Origin of the sequence: Mesorhizobium sp. LMG17149 (assembly GCF_024518695.1) — a bacterium.
Classification (GTDB): domain Bacteria; phylum Pseudomonadota; class Alphaproteobacteria; order Rhizobiales; family Rhizobiaceae; genus Mesorhizobium.
Window position 1 is genome coordinate 1 of the sequence record NZ_JANIFL010000019.1, and the last position, 22,741, is coordinate 22,741.

Sequence of the window (22,741 nt, forward strand, 5' to 3'; positions counted from 1 at the left end):
CTCACCATAGATTCGCTTGGCATCCGCGTAGTCGCTGCTCCCCTCATTCCCATCGGACGCATTCATCGCCATATCGCGCGGGTCCAGATAGCCTTCGAATGCGGATTCTGCGAAAGGACCTGCCAGACACGCAACTATCTCCCGGATCGCATCATCGCGTTCCAAACATCGATCCATATCGTCCTCGAAAATCGGCTTTCGCTTCGAGGTGAATCCTTGCGCTGAATAGAAAACCGTGCCTTCGACAAAACCACCGCACTCTCCGTCACCGGCGTCGGGGTAAATACTAACACTTGAGAAAGCAGGGAGTTCACGGTCGTCGTCGAACATCTGACGGTGCAAAACGATGGCGGCCACCGCGGGCCCGGCTTCGTGATGCGCCACAAGCGGCAGATATTGGGAGGCTACATTCATGCGGTGCGGCTCTCAGGTCTAGTTTCCATCCAAGCCCTGATATCGGATTCAAGCCATGCGACTCGGCCGGGGGAGATGCGACGCCGCTTAGGGAACAGGCCTGCCTTCAGAGTCGCGCGGTCGCGCTCGAACTGCGTTCCACTGAAGTGCTTCAGGGTCTTTGCCGACTGGCCGGCGGCCCAGGCAAGTGCCCGCTCGCCTTCCACATCTTCAAGCCAAAGATAGAGATCGTCGTCGGGAGCATCCAGCGTTGGACGGACATCAAATGCGTTCATATCCGGACAGCCTTCAGAAAGAAGGGATAGAGGCTTCCGTTTGATCGGGAACGCTTAGTGTTGGTAGCGGCGCCCACATGTTCGAAAAGCGTGATCATTGATGAGTTTTTCCAGTCGGTGCGGCATCGCAGTGCTTTTGCGCATAGGACCGCAATTGTCGTGCCAACTGGGAAAATCGTTTCGGAACAACGCGATCGCTCTGGCAGCGTTGTGTCAGATGTCCGACATCGTCGAGAATCCGACAACGAGTGCTCCTCCTAATCACCGGATCAACCTCCGGCGCCAGTCGGTGACACCGCATTCCTCTGTCTTTCCAGGAGACGGCGTGGACATCAATGCCGTTCCTCACCGAACCCGCCTCCTAGCCCTTCGCCCATACGTCACGGCCGCCCCCCGGTTTGGCTTCAACCTGAAGGATTACGGCGTCCTCTTCGCAGAGAAGATCGGGTTGTTCGTGGCGCGCGCAGCGGAGCCCAAGGAGCTTTTCTGGGTTGCGGATACTGGCATGTCGATATTACGACCGTGTGTCCTTCGACAAGCTTGGTGGCTTCTTCAACCAGAATCTCGCCGCGGAAATCGAATCGTTATCTGCGCCGCAAAGTGCGGCCGGTGAGCGGCGTGGCCCTGCGTTCCAGTTGGCCACGGTCCTCGCTGGGACGAGCAAGTAAATGGCTTGCGCAGCAACGGTGCGATCACACCTGGAGCACGGCGTCATCAGGAAAGCGCCATCCTTGTGCGCCCACGACACCCTGGTCGCCATCGGCCGCATCGCGGGGGGGCACTGTGGGCGATAACCATTCATTGATCTGGGCGATTGAGGGTTCTGCCGGGGCGCTATTGCTGCTCGGTAGGGCTGCGGGCTGGCGAGTCTACCAAGGCGAGCAACGACAGGCGAGACGGCAGACATTACGTGACGGAACTTGATATTGCAGTGCAGCAAGCGTAGAGCACCGCGCGCTTATCGGAGTGTCGTCCATGGCCCTTACCAATGCTGGTAACGAGGCAGAACCTGTCGAACAATCGAGCCATTCTGAGGTCGAGCAGCACAGCACCAAGGCGCTGATGTTGGGCGCACTAGGTGTCGTTTATGGCGATATAGGCACCAGCCCGATCTATGCATTTCGCGAGGCGTTGCATGCATCAGCGGGTGGCAACGTCGCCAGCCGTGGCGACATCCTCGGCGTACTCTCGCTGATCATCTGGTCCCTGACGATCACCGTGACGATCAAATACATCATGTTCGTGCTCCGCGCCGACAATCGAGGCGAGGGCGGAGTGCTGTCGCTTATGGCGCTGGCGCGCAACAGTTTCCCGACCTGCTCTGCGGTGATCCTCGGCATCGGCATCGGCATCGGCATCGTCGGCGCGGCGCTTTTTTTTGGCGACGCCGTCATTACGCCGGCAATCTCGGTACTGTCGGCGGTCGAAGGTATGAATGTCGTCACGCCGACGTTCCAGCCCTATGTGGTGCCGCTGACACTGGCCATCCTGGCGATCGTGTTTGCGGTACAGCGGTTTGGCACCGGCGGCGTAGGATTGGTGTTCGGACCCGTTACCGCGCTGTGGTTCCTGGCCATCGGCCTTTCCGGGCTCAACCACGTCATGGACGACCCGGAAATCCTGCTGGCAATCAGCCCGCATTACATCGTGTCGTTCCTGGTCAACTCGCCTGACGTCGCCTTCGTTACGGTTGGTGCAGTCTTCCTCGCCGTCACCGGAGCCGAGGCGCTCTACGCCGACCTCGGCCATTTCGGCCGCAAGCCGATCGTGCTCGCCTGGCTGGCGATCGTGTTCCCTTGTCTGTTGCTCAATTATGTCGGGCAAGGCGCCTTCGTGCTGGCAAATGGCGGCGTTGTCGGTCATCCGTTCTTCGAGATGAACCAGGGCTGGACGCTTATTCCGATGGTCGTGCTTGCCACGGCGGCGACCGTGATCGCCTGCCAGGCGGTGATCTCCGGCGCCTTTTCGCTGACCAGGCAAGCGGTACAGCTCAACATGCTGCCGCGTTTCGTCATCCAGCACACGTCGGAAAAACAGTCGGGCCAGATCTATCTGCCGCGCATCAACCTGATGCTGGCGCTGGTGGTGATGCTGCTGGTGGTCGGCTTCGGCGAATCCAGCCGGCTGGCCTCGGCCTACGGTATTTCGGTGACCGGCAATATGCTGGTGACGAACATACTGCTTTTTGTTGTGATGACGCGCATCTGGAAATGGCCGCTCGGCGTCGCGATAGCCTTAATGGCGGTGTTCGTCTTCATCGATACCGGCTTCTTTGCAGCTAACATCGTCAAGGTATTCGAAGGCGGCTGGGCCTCGCTTGCCATTGCCGCAGTGATCGTGATGACCATGTGGACTTGGATAAGAGGCAGCAGGTATCTATTTGACAAGACGCGCAGGAACCAGATTCCGCTCGATTTCCTTGCGGGCAATCTGTTGAAGAAGAAACCGCAGCTGGTGTCCGGTACGGCCGTGTTCCTGACCAGCGATCCCGCCAGTGCGCCGACCGCGTTGATGCACAGCCTGAAGCACTACAAGGCGCTGCACGAACAGAACGTCATCCTCTCTGTGGTGACGGCGCAGCAGCCCGTGGTGCCCGACAGCGAGCGGATCAAGATGGAAACGATCAATGAGCTGTTCATGCGGGTGACACTGACCTTCGGCTACATGGAACAGCCTAACATCCCGCGTGCGCTGGCGATCTGCCGCAAGCAGGGTTGGAAGTTCGACATCATGACGACGTCCTTCTTCCTGTCGCGTCGCTCGCTCAAGGCGTCACCCAACTCCGGCATGCCGGTGTGGCAGGACAAGCTGTTCATCGGCTTGGCGCGCACGGCCGCCGACGCGACGGAGTATTTCCAGATCCCGACCGGACGTGTGGTCGAGATCGGAACGCAAGTGGCCGTTTAGGTATGCCCGGTTAAGCAGAATCAATTGGCATTTCGCGAGCCGGTGAATGCCTGACCGGGCGGAGGCCACGATGCTTGCGCCAAACTGGGGTCCGGTTCCAGGCCTGAAGCTTCCGGCCCCGAAAGCCGTCCTTTACGCCTGCGATCATTTCCGTTCCGCATTGTCTTGCCGACCCACCAGTCGAGATGCGCTAAAACGACCTCGCCGGGCAGCAACTTATCATTTGAACCTAATCGATGTGCCGCAAGTCCGACCTTCATTCTTCAGTTCACAGGCTAGCGTTGCCAAAATCGGCGTGCCGCCTAACCGGCGCCGCACCGTGACCTGTCAGGATGCTATGCAGGCGCGAGGCAGAAGCTGGCTCGAGGCCGCCGGCCTGGTGCTGGTCCGGCAGCGGCCGGGCTCGGCCAAAGGCTTCATGTTCCTCTGGAGGATGAGACGGGTGCGGCAAACGTCGTCGTCTGGGTCAAGATCTCTCGAGAAATTCCGGCGCGTGCTTCTTGCTTCGGCCATGCTCGGCGTCCGCGGACGCATCCGACGGAAGAGGAGGGGGTGCACCTCGTCGCCCACGAGCTGACCGATTCTGTCGGCCGGGTTGGCCAGCGTGGGAAAAACCGCAAGACGCCGTTTCCGTTGCCGCACGGCCGAGGGACGAGGCTCATCACGGCGGATCGGGCATCGATCCGCGCGGCATGCCGAAGGGGCGCGACATCGTCGATGCAGTATGACCATATCGACCCTATCAAGTTCAAGACGCGTAACTTCCGGTAGCGCTTCCGGAGGCCACTTCAGCAGCATGTTGTGCACACTTTTGTCGGACCCTGTTAACTGCCGATTGGCAGCAGGTCACCCCGTGCCGGATCCCAAATGTCGTGGCTCTCAAGCGCAACGACTGCCCGCACCCTTTTTAAGTCAGCGAGCACCTCCACCGCCGGACGCCGCCCCGTTTCCTGAGCCGCGGCGTAACGGGTGTATTTGTGACTGTCCGGCTCAAACCACTTCAACGATTCCAAAGTAGCCATGGCATCGCCCTTGCGGCTGCGCGTGATGCGAATGATCGTGATCCCATCCTCAGCGCTCGCGTCGAATGGAGACACGCTGCCAACGCTTCATCTGCTCTACCCCATCTTTGTTCCAAGGCGGTCGGATCATCTCAATGAGCCCTGCCTCGGGGTGGCCAAAGCATGCATATTTATCGTTCGGCCCCGCATCGAATTATCATCTGCGATGTGGGACTCGATCTTGGGTTGGCGACGGCTTAGCTCCGGGAGTAGACGTCGGACCACTGATAAGTGCCGGACCTTCTCCACAATTTCTCGGCGGACTCATCGTGAACGCTCGATTGGACGTAAATGCGGTTCGCGGAAACGCAGGTCTGGCCGGCATTGCGGAACTTCGCCTGGACCGCACCGTCAACAGCACCGTCAATGTCGGCATCATCGAAGATGATGAAAGGTGCATTGCCGCCGGTTTCAAGGCTGACCTTCTTGATCTGGTCAGAGCACTGACGCATCAGCAGCCGTCCGGCGTCGTTCGAACCGGTAAAGCTGATCTTTTGAATCTTGAAATTGGTGCAGAGTTCACGGCCCACGCGATCACCTTCGGACGCATAGATCCAGGTTGACCACGCCATCGGGAAAGCCGGCCTGATGGCGAGAGCAAACATTGCACCTAGCCACGCCACGATAAGATCGAGCGCGGCTTCGTTGCGTGCGGGTCTGTGGTCAGTGGAGGGCGGAGGAAAAGCGCTCGGCGTGCTCGCCCTCGCGATACCACTGGTTCGCGCCGGCAAGCGCCAGTTTCTGAGGCAAATCGCCGAACAGCTGGTAGAGCCTTACTCTCAGGGCTTGGCATCTATGTCGCCTACGACCGCCACATGCAGCCCGTCGCGTGCGAAAGCGGCTTTGTGGAAGGCGCTTAGATCGGAGGCGTTACGCTAGTCAGGCTCCCTTGGGCGGTCTCGAATACGGATGCGTGCCGTAGATTCCGCGCCGCCAGGCCAGCTCGGCGATCGCATGAGGTTCGCGCTCATTGGCAAGATTTCGGAGAGAAGCTGGGCGCGTATGCGGTCGAAAAGTGCTGGTGTAGCCGGCTGCGGGTCCCGCCACCGAGAATGTCGGCCAGCAGTCGAGCGCCGCGGCCTCGCACCAGGGACCGCCCATGAATGACTCATGCGAGGCGTCTCAAGGCTGTCCGCGATCCAGCGCCAGATCTCCGCCTCGCCCGAGGGGCGCAGAGCTGGCCGGTTGTGCAGGAGCCGTAGGCAATATCCGCCTTCCTCGTTCGATGGGTAACGCTTGCGATACGGAGTCTTGACTTTGGCAGTCGCTCTGTGACATTACCTATATAAAGTTCGAAAGAAGGCGATATGGATCATGCATAGGTCACAGAGACCCGAATGAAGGCAACGTATAAACGCACCTATTCGCGCTACGCGATGGAAGCGCTTGGCCTTTTCGGTAAGACCATCCGGCTTGGCCGGATGCAGCACCGGTTAACCGCACAGGAGTTAGCCGAGAGAATCGGTGTTTCACGCAGCACCCTGCAGCGCATCGAGAAGGGCGATCCCAAAGTCGAAATCGGACTGATGTTCGAAGCTGCTGCCATTGTCGGTGTGAAGCTGTTCGATGCCGACGGCAAGGGCATCACAGCCCTCACAGGCCGCATGGACGATCGCATCGCGCTGCTGCCGAAGCACGTCTACAAGGCCAGCAAGCAGATCGTCGATGAGTTCTAAGGTCCCCAAGTACGACGAAGCCTATGTCTGGGTCTGGCTGCCGGGCGAGACCGCGCCGGTTGTCGCCGGGCGGCTATATGCCCATGACGGACTCGTCAGCTTCAACTATGGCAGGAGCTTTCGTGAACTGGGCAGCGCGATCCCGCTTTATCTCCCGGAACTGCCCCTGAAGGCAGGCGAATTGCCTTTGCTTCCTGGCCTAACCATGCCGGGATGCATCCGCGATGCTGCCCCTGATGCCTGGGGACGACGGGTTATCCTAAACCGCAAATTCGGTGTGAAGGGCGATGAAATCGCGCGGCTCGATATTTCAGAACTGACGTTCTTGCTGGAATCAGGCTCGGACCGCATCGGCGCGCTCGATTTTCAGTTTTCGCCCACGCATTACGAGCCGCGCGCACTGGCCAATGCCACTCTCGAAGAGCTTGTCCAATCGGCGGAGCGGGTAGAGAAAGGTATTCCGCTCACCCCCGAATTAGATCAGGCGCTGCATCACGGCAGCTCGATCGGCGGCGCAAGGCCAAAGGCGCTGATCGAGGATGACGCCGTCAAGCATGTCGCGAAATTTTCCTCGTCTGCCGACCTTTACAGCGTCGTCAAAGGAGAATTCATAGCCATGCGGCTTGCCGCCTTGTGCGGCATCAGAGCGGCATCCGTCTCGCTCGTTCGCGCCGCAGGCAACGACGTGTTGCTCGTCGAGCGATTCGACCGGATCAAGGTCACGGGCGGCTGGCAACGCAAATCCATGGTCTCAGCGCTGACGATGCTCGCGCTCGATGAGATGATGGCGCGTTACGCCAGCTACCAGGATTTGGCGGAGATCATTCGCCACCGATTCACCGCGCCGTCGGAAACTCTGCGCGAGTTGTTCAGCCGCATTGTCTTCAACATACTTTGCGGCAACACCGACGATCATGCCCGCAACCATGCGGCATTCTGGGACGGGGCTAAGCTCACCCTCACGCCTGCGTACGATATTTGTCCGCAGGCCCGCAGTGGCCAGGAGGCCAGCCAGGCCATGCTCATCAGCGGCAATAACCGCATGAGCCGGATAGCGTCCTGCCTTGAAGCGGCGCATCACTTCCTGCTCAGCGCGCCGGAAGCTCTTGCGATTGTTGAAGGCCAGCTCCGATGCATTGCGGAGAATTGGCCGCGTGTCAGCGAGGAAGCTACGCTATCCGGCATAGATCGCAATCTGTTCTGGGGCCGACAGTTCCTCAATCCCTACGCTTTTACGGCGCTGGAAGGAAGCGCCGACGTTCTCCGCGCTCTGGCTGACGAACTACGCAACAGTGTTCACGCCTGATCCGGCGCTGGATTTCGGACAAGCTCGGCAAGCGCAAGACGCCACAATATGGACAACCCTTGCCGTGCCAGGACGAAGATTGAACAAACGGCTCTTCAACAGTGACAACGTGCACTGCGGAGAGATGTTGAGCTGACACCGCAAAAGCCCAAGACGCGCGACTTCCCGCGATACAACTCCACATAACTGAGCGTCTACAAGCGGTGCAGCCAGCCAAACATCCAGCCATCAAAGCGATGATCGTCTGATCTTTTGCCGATGACATCACGTCGGGGAAGACTTGTTCGAGCGCTTGCCGCTTCATATCGATACCGGCCTGGGCGTAGCGCATCGTTAGTTCAGTCCGAGTGGCCTGGCCATCGACTGATGGTGGCGATGTCAACACCCGCCTTGACGAGGTGGATGGCCGTCGTGTCCCGCAAAGGGCGATGATGGATGCTCTTTTCCGCCATGGTGGTTCCTTCGCCCGCAGCCATGTGTGCGCAGCAAGTATCGAACACCGAACCGGGTGAGCAGTGTGGGGCGGTCGTTGCTTTGCTCGGCGGGACAGGGCGATACCAGACGAAGGTCACAATCGAAGATTCAGGATCCCTGAACTCGGGCATCCGTATTGAACATCAGCGAAAACAGAGCGTAATCCCGCTGTCCAGAAGGCGTGCGGCGGGCGATACGCGCCAGGACGCTCTTGATTTCCGGGCTCATCGAGATATTCGACAGGTGCCACCCACGCGCCCTCTTGAAGGGAAGTGTCACCACCAGTTGCAGCGTATCCATATATTCGGGGTGCTCCGAAATCAGGAACCGCGCAAAGGCATGCATCGCCGCCAGCCTTGCATTGCGGGTCGCAACTGCCACGCTCGACCTCAAGTGATGTGAGAAAGCTGCCCATCCTGTCGGTATTGATGTCGGAGACCGCTTCTTTCAAGAATATCTTCCCGCTCTCCCGCGGCATGAGCCCGTGGCATGCTTCGGCCCAATGCTGTGGATTGATGTTTTTTCATGCCACAACCTCGCTGACGAGACCGCCGAAAGCCCCTTCAAAGCGGTCGGTGGCGATCTCTCGCAGCTTTGGAAGGTAGTGCATTGATTTTTCGTGGAATGGGGACCCTGTTTAAAGGGTGATTTTCGTCCAAACGGGACCCTTTAACGATGGGGTCATCAAGATGCCTCCGGCTTGATCGGAGGCATTTGTGTTCTGGATGTTGGTTTTAGAGACGATTGCAAAACGTCGGCTGTCGCTGGTCCAGGGGAAGTCGATCAAGGCGATCTGCCGTGAGCTGAAGATCTCGCGCAAGGTGGTGCGCAAGGTCCTGCGTTCTGAGCAGACGGAGTTCCGCTACGAGCGCAAGCACCAGCCCTATCCCCGCATGGGAGCTCGGCGTGAGACGCGGGACCGGCTGCTGTCGGCGAATGCGGCCAAGCCGCAGCGGGAGCGGCTGCCGGTCGCTTCGACGGCTTCCATTGCATTCCCCCGTCGGTGTCGAAGACCTGCACGGTGCGCTTCGACAACAACAAATACTCGGTGCTGTCGAGTGCCGTCGGTCGGCCCGTCGAGATCCATGCTTATGTCGATCGGATCGCATCCGCCAGAGGATGGCGTGGTCGTGGGAGAACACGTTCGCTCCTTTGGCCGCAACGAGGTCGTCTACGATCCCTGGCACACGGCGCGCGCCGTTCCTTAGCTGGGTCGTGCGGTCGGCAATGGAGAAGGTGCGGCGCAGCTCAAGGCGGTTGATGACGTCGACCGGCAGATGGTGTTGATCCTCACCTGGGTGCTGACCGACGGATTGAGCGCGGTCGAGGCCGCCTGTCAGGAAGCCATCGAGCACGGTGCATCGTCGGCGCCGGTGATCCTCAACATCCTGGCCCGCAGCCGCGATCCGGCGCCGGGCACGATCCTTTCCATTCCCCAAGCGCTGAAGCTAGCTCACGAGCGGTCGCCGACTGCACCCGCTATGACAGTCTCAGGAGGACAAACAGCCATGGAACGCACCGAGGTACTGGAACTGATGGGAGCGCTGAAGCTCTACGGAATGCGCAGAGCCTATGACGAGATCATGGGCGCGTCGCCATCAAGCGACGGCACGAGCCGCCCAGGATTGTCGGTGATCTCTTGCAGGCCGGGATATCGGAGAAGCAGGCCCGCTCCATCAAATACCAGTTCGCTGTCGCCAAGTTGCCGCTGGCCAAGGACATCGACGACTTCGACTTCGCCGACACGCCGGTCACCCCCTGATGCGCGATCTCGCCCGGCCGCGCCTTTCGTCGCCGATCAGCGCAACATCGTCCTGGTCGGCCGCCTTCACGGGTCACCCAACTCGCGCGGAAGGTCGACCGCATTGCGACGGGCGCGTGTCGACTTCCCAACAATGTCAGACAGGAGACGCAACGCTATCGGAGCGATCGCATTGCCCGAAACGATTTTCCCAGTTGGCACGACAATTGCGGTCCTATGCGCAAAAGCAAACTAGACCTGAGAGCCGCACCGCATGAATGTAGCCTCCCAATATCTGCCGCTTGTGGCGCATCACGAAGCCGGGCACGCGGTGGCCGCCATCGTTTTGCACCGTCAGACGTTCGACGACGACCGTGAACTCCCTGCTTTCTCAAGTGTTAGTATTTACCCCGACGTCGGTGACGGAGAGTGCGGTGGTGTTGTCGAAGGCGCGGGTTTTGTTTGGAACGCGATGATGCGATCCGGGAGATAGTTGCGTGTCTGGCAGGTCCTTTTGCAGAATCCGCATTCGAAGGCTATCTGGACCCGCGCGATATGGCGATGAATGCGTCCGATGGGAATGAGGGGAGCAGCGACTACGCGGATGCCAAGCGAATCTATGGTGAGTTGCGGTTCCTGATGCCGCGCCGCCCCGATTGGGGGCGGATCGAAGATTGCACGGCCCGGCTAGTACTCGATCACTGGTCGGCCATCGAAGCATTGGCCGCGCATTTGCTGGTCAAGCATGATCTCCAATTCGATGAGGCTCTGACGATTGTTGCGCCGCATCTTCCGCCCATGCCAGCAGCTACGCCGCCAGAGCGTCATCCGCAGCCTGCTTGATCAGCCATTCGATGTGATTTGACCACATCTGCAACACCTCGCGCTTCTCCTTGACGTTGCTATAGAGATTGTAGATTTCGCCAATGTCTGTCAAGGACGCCGCCTTGTGATTCAGTATGTGCTCGATGACGTGTGGCAATACCTGCCGCCTGCCGAGATTTGTCGCGAGCGTCCTGCGCAGATCGTGAAGGGTCCAGTTCTCCAAAGCCACCCCGTCAGTATTGACCTTGCCGTCTAGAGCCTTCTTGCCCTTCGCGTAGCCTGAGAAGTGGCTTCTTTCGTTGCCCCTCGCAGGGAAAAAAACGTGTCATTGGTCTTCGGTACCGTCTGGGGGACCGACACCGCCAGTGTGGACAGCGGAATAAGCGTAGGCTCTTCGTTCTTCGTGCGGTCACCCGATAGTTCCATGTTCCGGCTTCAAGGTTGAGGACCAACGCATCGCGGCAACTTCCGTACGCCTCTGTCCGGTCAGAATGAGCAGCTTGACGATGGAGCCGAACGAATAGCCGATATCGCCCGGTTCGGGCTCACAGCCCGTTCATATAGCCGCCAGTTCGGCATCGTTCACCACTCGCTTGCGCTTGACGATCGGGGCCGGATCCGGATTTTCCAATCCCTCGCGGGGAAACCGCGGATGAGCCGTTGCGGCGGTTTGCGACACCAGTTGAAAATGCCCGCATACACCAGAAGGCCGTGTTAGCCGCTTGCGGGTGACCCCCGGCGACGATCTTCTTGGTGATGTTAGCAATGTCGGTGTCGATCACATGGTGGATAGAGCGACTCCCGAGGGCAGGCACAAGATACCGGTTCAGGCTGGCCTCGACCAGTGCGGTGTTTTGAGGGTCGTTACTCGGCGGCCTGGAGGTGACCGCCATCGCCGTCCTCGGTATGTCAGCGCTGATATGCGCCTGATCGGCAAGGAAGGCTGGCAGTTCCGATGGAGCTATGCTGGAATTTGGGTGACGAGGCTGATCAAGCGGCGCTCTGCGGCTTCGTTTCGATGACCTGGATTCCGTCCAGGAACCTGGCACCTGCGATGAGTTTCGGCAACTGATTTTGTCCTTTCAATCGTCGCCACTTCCTGGCCGCGGCCAACAGCTTGAAGACCATCAGCTGGGCGGTTTTCGAGGATAGCGAGCCCTTGGTGCGCACCGTGCGATAGCGAACGGTTGCAAAGACGCTTTCGATGGGATTGGACGTTCGCAGATGATCCCAGTGTTGGGCGGGGAAATCGTAGAGCGCCAGCGACGCAATATGATCTTTCGTCAGGCAGTCGACCGCCTTGGCATACGCCTCGGCCTCCATCTCGATCGCATGCGCAAGCAATTTGCGCGCGCCGCTGCGAAGTACATCCGTCAGGGTATCATCGATTTCGTCGGGCTGACGAAGGCGAACAATGTGTTGATAGTCTCGTTCATGGCGTATCACTCTCCTTGAGAGGTACTGGCAGGCTTCATCACCCGCCTCGATACGCCGCTCTCCTCAAGCCGCCATCATCCAGTTTCCGCCATGGCTCCCCCTGATTGATCCGCTTCACCTGTGCAACTGCACAGGCTGCCCTAGCGGGGAGATTGGCCTCCAATGGCGAAAACTTGCCGCAGGAGACCCTCCGATGACCGTGCCTATGGCGCCGCCGCTACGACAACTTGCCGACAAGCAGCGTGCGATCCACTGCCGCGCTACTGCGCCTTCAAGGGACGTCTGGATCGCGACGCAGGAGCCGATGACCGTTACGGAATCAATTCCAGGTCGCGCTGGCCGTCGCTGTGCCCGTTCGACGGTCTGGTGGCAATTTGGGCACATCTTCTGTCGCCGACAGTGGCGATGGCTGACGCTTCAACGAAACGGGGTCTTCGACGTCTGCTGCCTTCGCCGATGCTTTGCGAAGTGGCATAATGTTTCGACGCACGCAGGCGCGGGCAGGGGATGTCAGTCATGAATCTCCTGACTGGCGCGGATCAGGCCGATTGGCGGGATGAAAGATCATACGACTACACCGCTGGCCTGACGCTGCGGGAGTGGGCTTGGGAGTTCTTACGCCGCAATCCAGCGTTCCAGCGCGATCTGACCGCTGCGCGCCAGCATTGCAAGACTTGGTCTCTCCAATCCTTTCTCGATATGGTCGCGTCGGCCGGCGACCTGTCACGCTGGGGTGTTCTGTTTCGCGGAGTCTTGTGGCCGCGCTTCGGTCGTATTCTGGTGTCCGCTCTGGTGCGTCCATGTGCTGCCGGTCATTGCGGAACGGTTGCCTGCCTCGTCGCCGACACCGCCGTTCGAACTCTCGGCATTGCCCTGTCGTGCAACCGTCCTGCTGGCGCCCGACAAGAGCCAGCATGTTCTTCTTCGCAATGCGGACCACGCGCTGCAGCTTGCCGTCTCGGGCGCGAATATCCTCCACCCTGTTTGCCTGCATACGCAAGCCATCTGGCCCGCGGTGCTTTTAAAGCATCGACTGAGGGGACTGGAGTGCCTCAATGCTCTCAGTCTAGGGCAACAGTTGCCCCCCCCGCTTGTTTGCGCCGGAAAAGCGCGGCGTCCGTTTGTCCTTCGTTCTTCGTGCGCTCGACGGTTCGCTCGCCGGAGCACCTCATCGCGAGCTCGCCGAAGTTCTCATCGGTCAACGGCGCGTCCATGCCGACTGGGCGGATCCTCGCGATCATCTGCGCGACCGCATCCGTCGGGCCGTCTCGCGTGGCCGCGCGCTCATGAATGGTGGCTACAGAGATTTCCTAATTTGAAAAGCGACAGTCCGCGCTGTGCGTCGGTGGATGAACGTTCGCTCGCAGCTGTACCCGTCACCAACAGTTCGCCCGCCGACAGGACTGAATGGCGCCTTGCAAGTGCGCTCTGGTCTAGCTTGTCGATGCCGAAATGAGATGGGCGAGGGTGGTTCATTATAGGGCCGGCCTCGACCTGGACGCACATCATTGGTCGGAAAGCGGCGTGCACCGCAATGTCGCCATAGCAGCCAAGATCCTTTGAGTCCGGACCTGCAGTCCTGTTGGACCGGCGGGTGCAACAATATGGAGGGATTTGAGGCCTCACACCGTTCCCTGGTCGACAGCTCGGTCAGACATAGCACCCACCGCTTGATTATGGAAATGGTGTGCCTGGAGTGCAGCGAGTAGCGGCTTGCTGCGCACTGTCCTAAGAATAGCAGTCATGACCCGTCTGGGGGTCTGCAACACGACGATTCAACCGCTTGGGCATTGTCGCATATCCCACAATGTAGAATGCGCAACAGGGCAAAAGCTGATCCATCGGCGGTTTATCAATGCTTTTTGGCTTGGCACGGCACATGCAACGCAATCGGCAAAAGGCGCACGAACTGAGTGGCCCATCGGCCCTAGGAGCGCTGACTTATGCCCTCCCAAGGCATGTCCGGCCCGGCAGCGAGCTCAGTCTCCTGCCGGGCATCCGTGTTTCAGGTCAACGGCGTTTGGAACTTCCAATTAGGTGGCGGCATTGACCGCAGGCCGCCCCCCGGTGGGGCGGAGAGACAGTGCAGCAGGTTTCAAATCCCGCCCATGCAAAGATATTTCATTTCCAGATAGTCCTCGAGGCCATGACGGGAACCCTCCCGCCCGATGCCGGATTGTTTGATCCCGCCAAACGGTGCCGCCTCCGAGGACATGCGTCCCGTGTTGATGCCAACCATGCCATATTCCAGAGCCTCTGCCACACGCCAGACCCGCTTCAGGTTTGAGGCATAGAAGTATGCGGCGAGGCCGTAGATCGTGTCATTGGCCTCGCGCACGACCTGATCCGCATCGTTGAAGCGAATGATCGGCGCGAGCGGCCCGAATGTCTCCTCTTGCGCGACTGCCATGACGCTGGAAATCTCGGTGAGGACCGTGGGTTCGAAAAACGTGCCATTCTTGCCGATACGCTGGCCCCCGCATCGTATTGTGCCGCCTTTCGCAATGGCATCTGCGATGTGAGACTCGATCTTGGCCAGAGCATGCTTGTCGATGAGCGGTCCGATGTCCACTCCGGCATCGAATCCGTCGCCAATCGACAAGTGCCGGATTCTTTCCACGAATTTCTTGACGAACTCATCGTGAACGCTCGATTGGACGTAAATGCGGTTCGCGGAAACGCAGGTCTGGCCGGCATTGCGGAACTTCGCCTGGACCGCACCGTCAACAGCACCGTCAATGTCGGCATCATCGAAGATGATGAAAGGTGCATTGCCGCCGAGTTCAAGGCTGACCTTCTTGATCTGGTCAGAGCACTGACGCATCAGCAGCCGTCCGACCTCGGTCGAACCGGTGAAGCTGATCTTTCGAATCTTGGAATTGGTGCAGAGTTCACGGCCCACGCGATCACCTTCGGACGCATAGATCAGGTTGACCACGCCATCGGGAAAGCCGGCCTGATGGGCGAGGGCGAACATTGCGCCAGCCACGAGCGGCGTCTGTTCAGCGGGCTTGAGCACGATTGTGCAGCCCGCAGCCAAGGCCGGCGAGATTTTGCGCGCCACCATGGAGGCCGGGAAATTCCATGGCGTGATCGTGCCAACAACGCCGATGGGCTGCTTGATCACTAGCATTCGGCGGTCTGTCGAGGGTGCCGAGATCGTCTCCCCATAGACGCGATTGGCCTCCTCGGCATACCATTGCAGATACGCCGCCGCATGCGATACCTCTGAAATGGCTTCGGCAAGCGGCTTGCCCATTTCCGCAGTCAGAATCGCGGCGAGATCGCCTGCATGGTCGATGATCAGCTGATGCCATCGCCAAAGAACGTCGCTACGTTCTCGGGCCGTCAACGCGGCCCATCCCGACTGCGCAACATAGGCCTTGTCTACCGCAGCACGTGTCTCCTCCACGCCCATATCGGGAAGCTCTGCCAAAACTTCGCCGGTCGACGGATTGACGACCTCGAACGTCTTATTGCCAACTGGTCTGCCGAGTGCCGGCAGGCGGTCGATGGCTCCAAACAGGTGCGGGGATTTCAGACGGCGGATCATCGGCAGGCACAGGGGCAATACCGGATTCCTCCTCAACGCAGCGAACATCCAGGTCGACAGGCCGTCAGTGTGTATTCTGCACCAGTGGGTTCGTCGTAGGGCCTCGGCAAAGCAGCTAGTAGACCACGCTAGCCCGATGAAAAGACAGCAGTTTCGTTAGTTTGAGTGCCCGCGGTTCATCGATTGATGGATTAAGCAGTCGGATGTTTGCTTCATCCACCATGCCTGCTGGTGGCATGCGACTGAATTCTGCAAAAAGGCGGCATACATGCTGAGGAGCGCCATTTCGGCGAGAGGCCGCCGGACCGCCAATGCCGCGCAAGGTCGGCGAAAACGACTCCGCGCGTCTGCATGATCTGCTTGGCCCACGGGCCTCCAACGCTCTTCCCACGAGAAGCCCCGATGAAGAAGGAAGGTGAGATGAGTTTCTTTACTCATCCTTGCCGCCCAGCGGCGGGCCGACCACCAAAATGGCGGGCTCGGCCGAAAGCAGCTTTTTGGCCGCCGCCTTGACCTGTTTGAGCGTCACCCGACCGATGCTGCGGGCGCGACGCTGGTTGTAGTCGACGTCGGCCTTGTGAATCTGCAAATCCAGGAGCCGGTCTGCAATCGAGCGGGTCGAGCCCAGTTGGTCGAATGGCATAGGCGCCGATCAGGTGCTTCTTCGCCGCCTTGAGCTCGGCCCCGGTCGGTCCTTGCTGCGCCATCTGCTTTACCACATCTCGCACGATGCTCAGTGTTTGGGCAGCGCAGTCCGAGCGTGTCTCTGTCGTAACCAGAAGCGAGTCAAGGGTTAGTTCAGAGCTGACGTGATAGGCAAGGCCGCGTTTTTGACGTACCTCCTCGTAAAGGCGGGAAGTCAAGTATGAGCCGCCAAGGATGTCGTTCAGCAGCACGGCCGCGTAGAAATCCGGCGCGCTAGGCTTCACGCCAGGCCAGGCCAACGTCAGCGAAGTCTGCGGCAGGTCGTAGTTCTCCTCCACCAGTTGACCGAGTTTCGGCGCGACATCGTAGACGGGGACGAGGGTTTGTTGCTCAGGCAAATCACCAAACAGCTGGTCAAGCCTTTCCCTCAACGTGTTCGCGTCAATGTCACCCACCACGGCAATATGGAGCCCGTCGCGAGCGAAAATGGCCTGGTGGAAGGCGCGGAGGTCGGACGGCGTGATGCCGGGGAGGCTCTCTTTTGTGCCTTCTCCCGGCCTTGAACAAGGATGCGCGCCATAGATCGCGCGCAGCCATTTGCGCTGAGCGATGGCGTTAGGGTCTCGCTCGCTGCCGACGATGCGGGAGACAATCTCGGCGCGGACGCGATCGATCGGCCCCTGCTCGAAGCGCGGCGCGTTCAGCGCGAGCCGAAGCAGGCCGAACGCCGCGTCCTGCTTTTTGGAAAGCATGCACATCGATCCGTAGATGTCGTCGCTTTGCGCGTCCAAACTCATTTCGGCGCCGGCATGGTCGAGCTTCACCTGGAAGGCACCGCTGTCGTAATGGCCAGCGCCTTCGATGAACAGGCCGGCCATCAGTTTGGCCATCCCCTCCTTCCCGACCGGGTCCTGCTTGGTGCCGCCCTTGAAGGCAAAGCCGATGTTGACGATTTCCACTGTGTGGTCCTCCACCAGCCAGGCGATGATGCCCTTTTCGGACTTCACCTCCTGGATGTTCATCGCAGCATGGGGCCGAGCGCCGAGCGTCATCTCTTGATTCTCCGTCTTGGGCAAGAGATAGCCCGTGGTCGAACGGTCGAACGCGAGATAGCGGGCGGCAACTGCTTTGATTTGCTCGGGGGTAACCTTGCGGATGCGATTCGGCCGTTCCTCGACATCCTTCACGGTACCGCCGGTGGCCAGCGTCGAGCCGTAGATGCTGGCGAGCCAGTCCAGGTTGTCTTCCGCAAAGATCATATTGAGCAAATAGTGGTCCTTGGCCTTGCCTAGTTCCTCGTTGCTGACACCATCCTCGGCAATGCGGGCAACTTCGGCAGCGGCCGCCGCTTCGAGATCAGCCAGCTTGGCATCGCCGCGCGGTGCGCCATAGATGGCGAACTTGGTGTCGTCGAGCATAGTGCCCTGGAAATAGACGCGGGCGCTGGAAGCGATACCTTGCTGGACAGCGAGCGCCTGGTAGAGCCGGCCGCGGTTACCGCCGCCGAGAATTTCGGCCAGCAGGTCGAGCGCTTCGGCCTCGCCCGGCTTGGCGGTGTGGTAGGACGGCACCACCCACTGCGAAAAACTGGGCACGCTGACGCGGGCGTCTGAGAGCGTGACGGTGCGCCTGGTGTTCTGCTCGGGCTCAACCGGCCGGATGCGCGGCGGCAGGTCAGGTCCGCGCGCCACCTTGCCATAGGTCTTTTCGGCCAGCGCCCGCACCGTGTCCGGTTCGACATCGCCGGCCACGATCAGCACGGAGTTGTTGGGCCAGTAGTACTTTTCATAGAAGACGGTGGCGTCGACGCGGTTCAGCTGCTCGATCTCCTGCATCCAGCCGATGATCGGGATGCGATAGGGGTGGTTCTGCCACAGCGTCGCGTCGATCTCCTCATGGAGAACGTCCTGCGGGTTGGTGTCGGTGCTTGAGCGGCGCTCCTCGATGACCACATCGCGCTCGGTCTTGACGACATCGTCGGTCAGGATGAGGTTTCGCATTCGGTCGGCCTCGAAGCTCATCATCAGCTCGAGCGCCGACGGCGCCACTGTCTGATAGAAGGCGGTGTAGTCGGAGGAGGTGAAGGCGTTGTTGGAGCCGCCGATCTCGAACACTGCGCGGTCGAATTCGCCGCCCGCATGGTTGGTCGTCGCCTTGAACATCAGATGCTCGAAGAAATGGGCGATGCCGGATTTGCCCGGCGGCTCGTCGGCGCTGCCGATCTTGTACCACACCATGTGGGTGACGATCGGCGCCCGGTGGTTGGGAATGACGACCACCTCCATGCCGTTGTCGAGCACGAAATCCCTCGCCTTGCCGTCCTCCCATGCGACGGGGATCGGAGCCGGCCCCGCGCCGACCAACTCGGACGCAACGGACGTCCTGCGAAGCCCATGAGTGCGGGGCTTGCTTGGTAGTTCTGGTAGGGAGAGTGGGGTTATGGGCTGCGTTCCTGGCAAAGTGATCTGTTCCTCATTTTGAAGGATCTATGTCTCCCGAACGCCTATTGGGAGAAAGTGGATCGGCACGCGACGCCGAGCCACATGAGCCGTCAGCGTGTTGCTGGGCCTGACGCGAGCCTCATCTTTGGATGCGTCCGGGAAACTTTCGGCATGGTGAGGCCATGGGAAGTCTGCTCGTTATCCATTGGGTGTTTGCGGATACCTGAGCATGCCCCGTGCCAAGTAAGAAAGCCCCGATTCGCAAGGTTTGATCCAACCTTGATACTTGCGATATCCGACATTGTCGGGCATCCGACAGAAAGCGCCTTTCGCCGGCGCGCCGGCTATGACGCTCGCCTCCTCCGGCGTGACGACGATCCTTTGGCGGGCGCCGCGCACACCGATCTGCCCGCCTATCAGCACCGCGACATCGAAGGACAGCGCGATCGTGACTGGATGGGTCTTACGCAAACATGCAGCAGTGCCACCGCGATCAGGACTTCATCCGCCCCACAAAGACCCGAGCGCGAGGGACGACGTGTAAGGCAACATGTCATCCTCGATAATGATGCCGCGCATAAAGAGGTAAGGTCCCTCGTCGTACCGGCGAGCCCCTTCGCTGGGTCTCGCGAGGGTCTGGTTTGCGAACGTCGACCGACAGCATCACGGCATGGGCGGCCCCATCGGTAGGCAAGCATTGACCGTGCCATCAGCGTTGAGGCAGCGCAGAGCCCAATTTCCCGGTGCCAGCCGGTACGTTGGAGCTTCAACTGTGGCCAGCCAAGCGGGCCGAGGCCGTGAAACTCCTGATACCCTGGACCGTCCGGATTGCAACGCACGACGCCTTGGTCTCGCGCCAACGTCCATTGACGCTCAGCGAAGCATCATGCGGACGAGCTGGGAAAGCTTGGCCGGGCCGGCGCCTTCCCAGGCGCATGGGACGCGCGACGACCCATGTGGACCTTGGATTTCACTACGCACTTACGCTGCTTTGGCCTTGTCAGCAGCCTGAGCATAAAGCGTGCTCAGCTTTCAGGGCGAGCCTCTTTCATGTTGATAGCATCTGTCGTCATTCAGGATCGCCCCATTTTCGCATGCCGCTTGCAGCTTTCAGACTGTTGTCAGCCAGGGCCGCCATAAAGGGTCTCGTTTAACGCATTCGGGAGGCTTCATCACTCGACCACATTAATTTCGGGCGGTTCGCCGGCGCTCCGAATGGCACTTAACACCAGATCCTCTCCAAACCCGTGATGATCCAAGAGGAAAACGAAAAATCCCTAAATCATAAAAAAGCACCGATACGGTCGGCTCCAGGCTGATGAAATTGCGGTCTCACTGGCCACGCACGATACTTGCGATGGCGATGGCCATTGCAAAGGCCGGTCAAGCACCCAAGACGCTGACAAGCACGCCTCCGACCAAAGCTCGATCGTTGGCAGCCTTTCTAGCCGTATACTTGGGGCATTTTGGGACGGCGATCCGGACGCCGATTAAAACCTGCCGGTCGTCTAAATGGAATGGTTGGTCCGGGTCCTTACTGGACCTGCGCCAACCCGATCGGGCCGGCGCACAGGGGCACCCAGACAATTGGACACGTCGCCTTTGCGCGGCGGCTTGCACTTTCTCGGATGGCCTTTTTTCTCCCCGGGCGAAATCGAGCGAGCGGTGAGGCGGAGCCTTCGATTTTGCCGATCATGTCGTGTCGCTTCGATCGAACTGCTCAGACGATGATAGCGGCATTGATTGCCGCGGCCGAAATGCGTTGTGTGAAGTACGATTTCTACGCCGTATACATACTGCCGTACAGTTCGCCCTGTCAGCAGCCTTGCCAGCAATCCGCCCTGTGTCCAACTGTCGTCGAATTCACCGGTGTCATTGAGGAATTCGTATGATCGCCTCGAAACCATCATTGCGACCGCGGGCGGGCGACGCAAGCTCTAGACTGCCACCGATCCGCTGGATAACCATGTTAGCGATATGTAGACCAAGGCCTGAGCCCGCAGCAGGAGTAGCACCACGACTAAATCGCTTTGTAAGCCCTTCGAGGTCGGGGAGGGGCACCACCGGTCCGGCGTTTGCAATAGCGATGGTTCCATCAGTTTGGACGGAAACTGTTGTCGGAACAGTGGGCAGTCCATGTATCAGCGCATTCTCGATCAGGTTACGAAGGAGGATCCCAAACGCATCGACATCCACTTTGCGCATCAAAGTGGTGCAGCCGTCGACGTTAAGATGCAGGCGTCCGGCATATTGCGGCTTTTTCCTCAGGTCGTCGATTTCCAGCCGAACCGATCGGACAAGATCGATCGCGTGATCCGCCATGCCAACCCCCGATTCGGCTTGAGCGAGCTGAAGCACTTTTTCGACAAGGCGGCCAAGGCTCGACAGCGCTTGCTCGATGCCGCGCGCACGCATTTTGGCCGACCCATTGGGAAGCTCGGCCACTAATCTCTGCATCTGAGCGATTGAACCTGCGATCGGTGTGCGCAGTTCATGCGCACTGTTTGCGGCGAACTCGCGTTCGGCCTCGAGAGCCGCCCGCAGACGATCGAGAAGCCGATTGACGGATGCCGCGATTGGAGCCAACTCTGCCGGGAAATCGCCCAAGTCCATTGGTGACAGATTGCCGCCGTCGCGCGATCCGATCTGCTGTCGCAGTACCTCGATTGGCCGCAGCGAGCGCCGGATCACGATCCACCAAACAGCTAAGCTAAAGGGCAGGAGCACGAGTGTCGGAAGGAAGACAAAAAGTGCGCCCTTCGCGATTGTGGTACGGCGGCCATCAAGCGGTTCGGCCAACTGATGATACACGCCGTCTTGGATCTCCTCTGTGTAGACGCGGTAATCAGCGTTTCGCCAAAAGCCGTTACTCAGGGGAGCATCAGGGAAGGGCTGCTGACCCTCTTCCGGTTCAGAAATAAGCACTACCCCGTACTTATTAATAACCTGCTCACGATAGGTCCAGTACTTTTCATAAGTTGGCAAGTGGTTATTGTATTGATCAACGTGTTTTCCATTCAAGACCTTGATCAGCTCTGGTTCTCTGTACTCTGCGCTCGCCTGGAGCAAGTCATCCGAACTTTCGTTTACATTATTGCAAAAAATGAACGCAGCAATGGTTGGGGCGGCGATCCAAACCAGGAGCGTTGCCCCGCCTAACCACGATATCAGCTTTCTCGTCATGCTGTTCGAGTTCGTCATGTGACCACGAGCCTGTATCCGGAGCCACGCACGGTTGCTATTCTATCCCCGCCGATCTTCTTGCGGAGCCGGCTGACATAAACCTCCACTGTGTTGCTCTCGAACTCCGAATTGAATGAATAAAGCGCGTGCTCGATCCTCCCCTTTGAAACGACCGAACCGGGCCGGCGTAGAAGGCAGTCGAGCACCGCCCATTCGCGTCCAGACAGGTGGACCTCCTGCCCGTCGCGGAAGAGGCGTCGCTCGGCTGCCTGTATGGAAAGCGTCCCAACCGAAAATTGCGGCTCCGGAAAATGCCCTTGGCGACGTGCCACTGCACGGATGCGTGCCGAGAGTTCCCCCAGATCGAACGGCTTGACCAAATAGTCGTCGGCGCCAGCGTTGAGCCCCTCGATGCGATGCGAAATCCGATCGCGGGCTGTCAGAATGATGACCGGCGTTGTATCAAGCCCCTTGATCAGCTCCCGCAGATAGTCGATGCCATTGCCGTCCGGCAGGTGAACGTCGAGCAAAATAACGTCGTAGCCGGCCACAGCTGCATGACCGCGCGCTCCGGACAGGCCCTCGGCCCAGTCGACCGCGTGGCCACCAGCCACCAAATGATCGTGCACAGCACTTCTAAGGTCGTCGTCGTCTTCAATGAGCAGTATTCGCATCAGGCTGCCGAGCTCCGGTATGAGGGCAAGGCTCCTGCCTTATTGATCGAAGCTGACAGTAGGCTGAACCGGCGCCAGCGAATATCTGGGGGCTTTCAGGCTGCTGTCAGCTACAATTGCAAGAAAGGG

General features: G+C 59.5%; 15 protein-coding genes and 6 pseudogenes. 8 read left to right on the top strand and 13 right to left on the bottom strand.

Translation table 11 applies throughout. The features are described 5' to 3' along the window. The coding region (locus NP945_RS31155; RefSeq protein ID WP_256748476.1) for a hypothetical protein at nt 1-414 on the bottom strand (414 nt) is incomplete at its 3' end. Continuing rightward, complete coding sequence (locus NP945_RS31160; RefSeq protein ID WP_127309512.1) at nt 411-689, bottom strand: AlpA family transcriptional regulator; 279 nt, start codon at nt 687-689, stop codon at nt 411-413. The genes NP945_RS31160 and NP945_RS31155, both read right to left, overlap by 4 nt. A 975-nt stretch (nt 690-1,664) precedes the next feature. Between NP945_RS31160 and NP945_RS31165 the strand changes: the two genes are divergently transcribed. After that, nucleotides 1,665-3,596, top strand: a complete 1,932-nt coding sequence (locus tag NP945_RS31165) for a potassium transporter Kup (protein WP_256748477.1) — start codon at nt 1,665-1,667, stop codon at nt 3,594-3,596. Between the two features lie 824 nt (nt 3,597-4,420). Here the strand turns inward: NP945_RS31165 and NP945_RS31175 are convergent. Beyond that, nucleotides 4,421-4,693, bottom strand: coding sequence for a hypothetical protein (locus tag NP945_RS31175; protein ID WP_256748478.1), 273 nt, complete (start codon nt 4,691-4,693; stop codon nt 4,421-4,423). A gap of 161 nt (nt 4,694-4,854) precedes the next feature. Beyond that, nucleotides 4,855-5,262: an aldehyde dehydrogenase family protein gene (locus tag NP945_RS31180; protein WP_372338003.1), complete on the bottom strand. Its 408-nt coding sequence runs from the start codon at nt 5,260-5,262 to the stop codon at nt 4,855-4,857. A gap of 732 nt (nt 5,263-5,994) precedes the next feature. Here NP945_RS31180 and NP945_RS31185 point away from each other — a divergent pair. Both NP945_RS31185 and NP945_RS31190 read left to right on the top strand, forming a co-directional pair. Then, complete coding sequence (locus NP945_RS31185; protein ID WP_236383572.1) at nt 5,995-6,333, top strand: helix-turn-helix transcriptional regulator; 339 nt, start codon at nt 5,995-5,997, stop codon at nt 6,331-6,333. Beyond that, nucleotides 6,323-7,639 (top strand): type II toxin-antitoxin system HipA family toxin, encoded by a 1,317-nt coding sequence (locus NP945_RS31190; RefSeq protein WP_127206482.1) that lies wholly within the window; start codon nt 6,323-6,325, stop codon nt 7,637-7,639. Before NP945_RS31185 ends, NP945_RS31190 begins: the two co-directional genes overlap by 11 nt. 582 nt (nt 7,640-8,221) lie before the next feature. Here NP945_RS31190 and NP945_RS31195 read toward each other — a convergent pair. Next, complete coding sequence (locus tag NP945_RS31195) at nt 8,222-8,494, bottom strand: hypothetical protein (protein WP_256748479.1); 273 nt, start codon at nt 8,492-8,494, stop codon at nt 8,222-8,224. Nucleotides 8,495-9,077: 583 nt separating this feature from the next. Between NP945_RS31195 and NP945_RS31200 the strand changes: the two are divergent. The 3 genes and pseudogenes from NP945_RS31200 to NP945_RS31210 all read left to right on the top strand — a co-directional run. Further along, nucleotides 9,078-9,614: pseudogene (locus tag NP945_RS31200) on the top strand (IS21 family transposase); the annotation flags it as partial. A gap of 7 nt (nt 9,615-9,621) precedes the next feature. Beyond that, nucleotides 9,622-9,936 (top strand): annotated as a pseudogene (locus NP945_RS31205) (ATP-binding protein); the annotation flags it as partial. A gap of 380 nt (nt 9,937-10,316) precedes the next feature. Then, nucleotides 10,317-10,697 carry a hypothetical protein gene (locus tag NP945_RS31210; protein WP_256748480.1) on the top strand — a complete coding sequence of 127 codons (381 nt, stop codon included), beginning with the start codon at nt 10,317-10,319 and terminating at the stop codon, nt 10,695-10,697. Here NP945_RS31210 and NP945_RS31215 read toward each other — a convergent pair. The 3 genes and pseudogenes from NP945_RS31215 to NP945_RS31220 form a co-directional block, all read right to left on the bottom strand. Continuing rightward, nucleotides 10,663-10,791 (bottom strand): hypothetical protein, encoded by a 129-nt coding sequence (locus NP945_RS31215; protein ID WP_135907184.1) that lies wholly within the window; start codon nt 10,789-10,791, stop codon nt 10,663-10,665. The genes NP945_RS31210 and NP945_RS31215 overlap by 35 nt on opposite strands. A gap of 3 nt (nt 10,792-10,794) precedes the next feature. Further along, nucleotides 10,795-10,911, bottom strand: a pseudogene (locus tag NP945_RS32085) (hypothetical protein); the annotation flags it as partial. Nucleotides 10,912-11,669: 758 nt separating this feature from the next. Continuing rightward, a pseudogene (locus NP945_RS31220) lies at nt 11,670-12,041 on the bottom strand (transposase); the annotation flags it as partial. A 591-nt stretch (nt 12,042-12,632) separates the two neighbouring features. On the opposite strand from NP945_RS31220, the pseudogene NP945_RS32090 reads away from it, so the two are divergent. Continuing rightward, nucleotides 12,633-12,803 (top strand): annotated as a pseudogene (locus tag NP945_RS32090) (transcriptional regulator domain-containing protein); the annotation flags it as partial. A gap of 434 nt (nt 12,804-13,237) precedes the next feature. Then, the gene (locus NP945_RS31225) at nt 13,238-13,435 is read left to right on the top strand and encodes a DNA -binding domain-containing protein (protein ID WP_256748486.1); all 198 of its coding nucleotides are present in this window, start codon (nt 13,238-13,240) and stop codon (nt 13,433-13,435) included. Nucleotides 13,436-14,211: 776 nt separating this feature from the next. Here the strand turns inward: NP945_RS31225 and NP945_RS31230 are convergent. The 5 genes and pseudogenes from NP945_RS31230 to NP945_RS31250 all read right to left on the bottom strand — a co-directional run bounded on the left by NP945_RS31230 (nt 14,212) and on the right by NP945_RS31250 (nt 22,612). After that, entirely contained in the window at nt 14,212-15,687 is a 1,476-nt protein-coding gene (locus NP945_RS31230; RefSeq protein ID WP_256748482.1) for an NAD-dependent succinate-semialdehyde dehydrogenase, read from the bottom strand. A gap of 416 nt (nt 15,688-16,103) precedes the next feature. Continuing rightward, nucleotides 16,104-17,366: a pitrilysin family protein gene (locus tag NP945_RS31235; protein ID WP_306283344.1), complete on the bottom strand. Its 1,263-nt coding sequence runs from the start codon at nt 17,364-17,366 to the stop codon at nt 16,104-16,106. Nucleotides 17,367-17,375: 9 nt separating this feature from the next. After that, nucleotides 17,376-18,677 (bottom strand): annotated as a pseudogene (locus NP945_RS31240) (M16 family metallopeptidase); the annotation flags it as partial. Nucleotides 18,678-20,627: 1,950 nt separating this feature from the next. Beyond that, the gene (locus NP945_RS31245) at nt 20,628-21,956 is read right to left on the bottom strand and encodes a HAMP domain-containing sensor histidine kinase (protein WP_256748483.1); all 1,329 of its coding nucleotides are present in this window, start codon (nt 21,954-21,956) and stop codon (nt 20,628-20,630) included. Next, the gene (locus tag NP945_RS31250) at nt 21,953-22,612 is read right to left on the bottom strand and encodes a response regulator transcription factor (protein ID WP_024505389.1); all 660 of its coding nucleotides are present in this window, start codon (nt 22,610-22,612) and stop codon (nt 21,953-21,955) included. The genes NP945_RS31245 and NP945_RS31250 overlap by 4 nt, the downstream gene beginning before the upstream one ends. Nucleotides 22,613-22,741: the final 129 nt, after the last annotated feature.

Coding starts and splice junctions, on each gene's coding strand:
- NP945_RS31190 (WP_127206482.1), top strand. CDS start 6,323: ATGAGTTCTAAGGTCCCCAAGTACGACGAAGCCTATGTCTGGGTCTGG.
- NP945_RS31245 (WP_256748483.1), bottom strand. CDS start 21,956: ATGACGAACTCGAACAGCATGACGAGAAAGCTGATATCGTGGTTAGGC.
- NP945_RS31180 (WP_372338003.1), bottom strand. CDS start 5,262: ATGTTTGCTCTCGCCATCAGGCCGGCTTTCCCGATGGCGTGGTCAACC.
- NP945_RS31235 (WP_306283344.1), bottom strand. CDS start 17,366: ATGACGCTCGGCGCTCGGCCCCATGCTGCGATGAACATCCAGGAGGTG.
- NP945_RS31250 (WP_024505389.1), bottom strand. CDS start 22,612: ATGCGAATACTGCTCATTGAAGACGACGACGACCTTAGAAGTGCTGTG.
- NP945_RS31165 (WP_256748477.1), top strand. CDS start 1,665: ATGGCCCTTACCAATGCTGGTAACGAGGCAGAACCTGTCGAACAATCG.
- NP945_RS31160 (WP_127309512.1), bottom strand. CDS start 689: ATGAACGCATTTGATGTCCGTCCAACGCTGGATGCTCCCGACGACGAT.
- NP945_RS31185 (WP_236383572.1), top strand. CDS start 5,995: ATGAAGGCAACGTATAAACGCACCTATTCGCGCTACGCGATGGAAGCG.